This window comes from Kitasatospora sp. NPDC059571, assembly GCF_042735675.1.
Taxonomy (GTDB): Bacteria; Actinomycetota; Actinomycetes; order Streptomycetales; family Streptomycetaceae; genus Kitasatospora.
In genome coordinates this window covers 8,115-13,452 of sequence record NZ_JBHWBW010000190.1, presented here as the reverse complement: position 1 = coordinate 13,452, position 5,338 = coordinate 8,115, and the positions used below count along the sequence as shown (strand labels likewise).

Here is a 5,338-nt window from a genome sequence, read left to right as displayed (position 1 = left end):
GGGTGCAGACTGGGCGCCCGGACAGGGGACGGACGAAGGGGTGGACCGGGGTGCCGGAGACGGACGAGTGGGAGTCGGTGCTCGACTCGGTGGTGGTCTACGCGAGCGGGGCGCTGTGCCGCCGCCGGGCGAGGGGGGCGGTACCGGCGGACGGCGTGGTCCGGCTGGCGGGGCTGCCGCGGGTGGCCGACCCGGGGTCGCTGCGGGCCTCGGTGGTCGGCGGCGGCGCCCGGGTGCGGGCCGCCCGGCTGGAGACCGCGGTGGAGCTGCGGGACCGCGCCGACCTGCCGGAGCTGCGGCAGCGCGTGGAGCGGGCCCGTGACGCGGTCGACGCGGCCCGGGCCCGGGCGGCCCGGCTGGACAGCGGGATCGCGGAGACCGCCGGGATCCGGCCGGTGCCGCCGCAGGGCCGCCGCGACGACCCGCTCCGGCGGACGCCGGCCGACGCCTGGCTGGAGCTCGCCGACTTCGTGGAGGAGCGGCTCACCGTGCTGCACGGGCGGGCCGCGGCCGGTGCCGAGGAGGTGCGCCTGGCCGAGCACGAACTGGACGTCGCCGCGGCGGCGCTGGCCCGCGCGTCCTCCGCCGCCCCGGCCGGGCCGGTGGCGACCGGCACGGTCGCCGTGGTCACCGTCGAGGGCGCCGCCGAGGACAGCGAGGTGGAGCTGGAGGTCGAGTACGGCGTGCCCGGCGCGGTCTGGGTGCCGACCTACCAGCTGACGTACCGTCAGGGCGACGCCGGCGGCACGCTGCTGCTGCGCGCCCAGCTCGCGCAGCGCACCGGCGAGGACTGGACGGGCGTACGGCTCGGCCTGTCCACCGCCGACCTCCAGCGCCGGACCGACCTGCCACGGCTGCGGTCGCTGCGGATCGGCCGCCGCCAGCCCGCGCCGCGGCCCTCCGGCTGGCGGGAGCCCCCGTCCGGGCTCGCCGACCTGTTCGCCGGGTACGACGCCGCCGGACCGCAGCCGGAGCGTACGGGTCCGCCCGTCGCGGTGGCCTCCGCCCGCCCGGTGCCGCGGCCGCCCGCGATGCCGCAGGCCGTACCGCCGCCGGCGCCGGCGGCGCCGGGCTTCGCCGGGTACGGCGGTGCACCGGCCGCGCAGCGCGGCCCCGGCGGGATGCTCGGTGCGCCCGCCCCGGCGCCGGCCGCCGCACCGCGGATGGCCCGGGCCGGGGGCGGGGCCCCGCCCGCCGTGCAGGCGTCGTACGACGAGCCCGCCCCGGCCGCGCCGCCGGGCCCACCGGAGCCGTCCGCGGCCCAGCTGGACTACGCGGGCCTGGTGCTGGACGGCCCGGCCCGGCCGGCCGCCCGGCGCGGACGGCTCTTCCCCGGGGCCGCGGCCGACCCGGCGACCGTGCTGCAGCGCAACCGCGCCGAGTCGGTGGCCGCGCTGCCGCTGCCGCCGCACGCGGTGCGGCCCCGGGTCTCGGCCGGCTCCTTCGACCAGCGCTACGACGCGGCGGCGCCCGCCGACATCCCCTCCGACGGCACCTGGCACACCGTGGCGGTCGCCGAGATCCCGGTGTCGCTGCGCAGCGAGTACGTCTGCGTGCCGGCCGTGGAGGAGGCCGTGTACGCGACGCTGGTGCTCGCCAACGCGACCCCCGCGGCGCTGCTGGCCGGGCCGGTGGAGGTCACCGTGGACGGGGACTTCCTGCTGACCGCGGCGCTGCCGACGCTGGCCGCCGGGGACTCCCGGCGGGTGGGCCTGGGCCAGGCCGAGGCGGTACGGGTGGTGCGCCGCACCGAGCTGCGCGAGTCGACCGCGGGGATGCTCAACTCGACGACGGTGCTGGACCACCGGATCCACGTCGAGCTGGCGAACCGGCTGCCGCACCCGGTGACCGTCGAGGTCCGCGAGCGGGTGCCGGTCTCCCCCGACCAGGACGTCCGGATCGAGGAGCGCGCCGACTGGTCGGCGCCCGACCGGCCGTCCCACGCCTACCCGCCGAGCATGCGGCGCTGGCGGGTGGAGCTGCCCGCGGGCGGCACCGCCGCCCTCGACGGCGGCTACGAGATCAGGATCCCGGCCGGCAAGGCCGTCCTCGGCGGAAACCGGAGGAGCTGACCATGTCCGCCACCACGCCCACCATCGCGCTGCCGGTCACCGCGGTCACCTGCCTGGAGGACCGGGCGCACGTGGAGCGCACCGCCGAACTGATCCTGGCCGGCGGCGTCCAGCGGCTGCGGCTCGGGCCGGTCTCCGCGCTCGCCGTGGACCGCACGCTGCGCGCCGAGATCACCACCGGGAAGGCCCGGGTGCTGGACGCCCGGATCGTCCGCGCCTGGACGCCGCGGGCGCCGCTGCCGCCCACCGAGGAGGACTCCGAGCTGCGCCGCCGGGTGCACGCGCTGGAGCAGGAGCGGCTCGCCGAGGTCCGCGGGCGGGAGCGGCTGGAGGCCCGGCTGGCGCTGCTCGCGCAGCTGGCCGCGGACCTCTTCCGGGAGATCGGCGAGGGCGCCGGCCGCGGCGAGCCGGAGCGGGCCCGCTGGTCGCGCGAGCTCGACCGGGTGGACGCCGAACGCGACGCGTACGGCGAGCGGCTGCGCGTCTCGCGGGCCCGGATCGCCGCGCTGGAGGAGGAGGCGGCGGCCGCCGAGGCCGCCCTGGAGGAGTCCGAGGAGCAGCCCGCCGAGCTGGTCGCGCACCTGGAGGTGACGGTCGCCGCGGACGCCGCCGGCCCGGCCGTGCTGCGGGTCGGCCACCTCACGCCGTGCGCGCTGTGGCGGCCCGCGTACCGGGCGGTGCTGAGCGGCGGCTCGCTCGCCCTGGAGACCGGCGCCGTGGTGTGGCAGCGCACCGGCGAGGACTGGTCGGGGGTCCGGCTCACGCTCTCCACCGCCCGCTCCGCGCTGGCCTCCGAGCCGCCGCGCCTGGTCGAGGACGTGCTGGCGCTGCGCGAGCGCAGCGCGGAGGAGCGGCGCTCGGTCGAGGTGGAGGTGCGCGAGGAGGAGATCGGGTCGACCGGGCCGTCCGCGGAGGGCCTGCCCGGTGTCGACGACGGCGGCGAGGTGCGGGTGCTGCGGGCGCCGGCGCCGGCGTCGGTGCCGTCGGACGGCCGGGCGCACCGGATCCCGCTGACCACGTTCGAGACCCCGGCGGGCAGCGAGTTCGGTTCGGCGCCGGAGCTGTCGCCGCTGGTCACCCGGGTGGTGCGGTTCCGCAACGACTCCGGGCACGCGCTGCTCGCCGGGCCGGTGGACCTGGTGCAGGGCAGCGGCTTCACCGGCCGCGGCGAGCTGCGGTTCACCGCGCCGGGCGCCCCGGCGGAGCTGGCGTTCGGCAGCTCGGACGGCTACCGGGTGGTGCGGGAGACCGAGGAGAGCCGCGGGTCCGCGGGGATCACCCAGCGCACCGTGGTGACCCGCACCGTGCGGCTGCACCTGTCGCGGTTCTCCGGCCCGGAGGAGCGGGACGAGCAGGTGGTGACCGTCCGCGAGCGGATCCCGGTCTCCGAGGTGTCGGCGGTGGAGGTGCGGCTGCGCAAGGAGGCCTGCTCGCCGGCGCCGGACGAGCTGGACGCGGAGGGCATCGTGCGCTGGGACGTCACACTGCCGCCGGGCGGCCGGCGCACCCTCACCCTGGTGTACGAGGTGTCGGCCTCGGCGAAGGTGGCGGGGCTGTGAGCGGGGGCCGCGCGGCGGGCGGGTCGCGCAACGCCGAGCGGCCTGCCGCCGGGCGGTCCACCGGGGTTTGGCCCGCCCGCTCCGGTAGAAATGTCCCATGATCTACCACCTGGCCCCGCTGGACGACTGGCTGCGCGACCCGGGGCGGCCGTACGCGGCCGCCTCGCTGCTCACCGACGGCTTCATCCACTGCTCGGCCGACGAGCAGACGGTGCTGGCGGTCGCGAACGCCTTCTTCGCCGACACGCCCGACCCGCTGATGGCGCTGCTGATCGAGGAGAAGCTGATCGAGCCGATGGTGAAGTGGGAGGCCGCCTCGGGGTCGCCGCCGCAGGGCGCGACTCCCGGGGTGCTGTTCCCGCACATCTACGGGCGGCTGAACCGGACGGCGGTGGTCGGCCTGGAGAAGGTCGAGCGCGGCCCGGACGGCCGCTGGGCCCGGCTGCTCCCCTGGAGCTGAGCCGGGCCCGGCGGGGCGGGGCTCAGAGCCAGCCGCGCTCGCGGGCGGCCATGCCCGCCTGGAACCGCGTGGTGGCGCCGAGCAGCCGCATCAGGCTCTGCAGCCGGCGCTGGGTGGTGCGGGCGCTCCAGCCGAGCGAGCGGGCGATCGACTCGTCGGTCAGCCCGGCCGCGAGCAGGCCGAGCAGCTTGCGGTGGTCGGCCTCCGGCCCCTGGTCCACCTCGCCGTCGCCGATCGCGGCCTGGAGCGGCACGGCCCGCTCCCACTCCGCCTCGAACAGCGCGTCGAGCGCCTGCAGCAGGGCGGAGGGGTGGATGACGTAGGCGGCGTCCAGCACGCTGTCGCCGACGGTGATCGGGATGATCGCCATCTTGTCGTCCGACATCATCATCTTCATCGGCAGCACCGGGCGGACGCGGGCCTCCTCGCCGTCCTCGACGCCGATGAGGATCTCCTTCTCCAGCCGGCCCGGCCAGGCCACCGCGTCCTTGTCGTACACGGTGCGGAACCGCACGCCCGCCTTGAGCTTGGCCCGCTGCCGGGGCATCTGCGCGGTCGGGTCCTGGATGTACGGCGGGCAGTCGAAGCCGCGCACCTGGTACTGGGTGCTGTCGACCAGGTGCTCCAGCCGCTGGGCGATCGCCTCGCCCCCGGTGAGCACCTCCACCGAGTGCGCCGGGTCGGTGTACCGGGAGGCCTCGCGGAAGGCGTCCATGAGCCGGTGCATCTCGGCCCGGGCGCTGCGCAGCTGGGCCTCGCGGTGGCCGATCAGGGTGCCGATGGCGACGTCGGGGGCGACCGCGAGGTACCGCTCGCGGTCGACGGGCGCCCGGGTGGCCATGCCCTGCTCGGCCAACCTGTCCAGCGCGTCCTGGCTCTGTTGGAGTGTCAGGCCGCACTGCTCGGCCACCTCCTCGGCGGTGGACTGCGGCGCGATCACGAGGGCCGCGTACACCTGCCCGTCCGGCCGTCCGAGGCCCAGCACTCCGAATGCGTCGAGCACGCCGCTCCTTTCCCCCATCGACCCTGCTCCAAGGTGGCGCACTTCCGCCATCTCGCGGGCCGTTGTCCCGTGGCCATCCTGTGCCACGAGTCCACATCATGACAAGGCGGTGCGTCGAGGTTCACACGCACCCCCCGCCGAACAACCGGAAGGGGGCCGCCCCCCCCCCCCCCGCGCCCCCCCCCCCAGACACACCCACACCACAAAACAAACACACAGACACAAAAAAGCCTCAGCGCGCGGT

General features: G+C 77.2%; 4 protein-coding genes. 3 read left to right on the top strand and 1 reads right to left on the bottom strand.

All coding sequences use genetic code 11. The annotated features are described in order from the left end of the window. Nucleotides 1-89 precede the first annotated feature (89 nt). The 3 genes from ACFV0G_RS21240 (at nt 90) to ACFV0G_RS21230 (ending at nt 4,091) form a co-directional block, all read left to right on the top strand. A complete protein-coding gene (locus tag ACFV0G_RS21240; RefSeq protein ID WP_380549918.1) occupies nt 90-2,072 on the top strand; it encodes a DUF4139 domain-containing protein in 1,983 nt (660 codons plus the stop codon). 2 nt (nt 2,073-2,074) lie between these two features. Continuing rightward, the gene (locus tag ACFV0G_RS21235) at nt 2,075-3,631 is read left to right on the top strand and encodes a mucoidy inhibitor MuiA family protein (protein WP_380549912.1); all 1,557 of its coding nucleotides are present in this window, start codon (nt 2,075-2,077) and stop codon (nt 3,629-3,631) included. 97 nt (nt 3,632-3,728) lie between these two features. Then, nucleotides 3,729-4,091, top strand: a complete 363-nt coding sequence (locus tag ACFV0G_RS21230) for a DUF952 domain-containing protein (RefSeq protein ID WP_380549909.1) — start codon at nt 3,729-3,731, stop codon at nt 4,089-4,091. Nucleotides 4,092-4,113: 22 nt separating this feature from the next. Here the strand turns inward: ACFV0G_RS21230 and ACFV0G_RS21225 are convergent, their stop codons facing one another. Next, complete coding sequence (locus ACFV0G_RS21225; RefSeq protein WP_380549906.1) at nt 4,114-5,094, bottom strand: helix-turn-helix domain-containing protein; 981 nt, start codon at nt 5,092-5,094, stop codon at nt 4,114-4,116. Nucleotides 5,095-5,338: the final 244 nt, after the last annotated feature.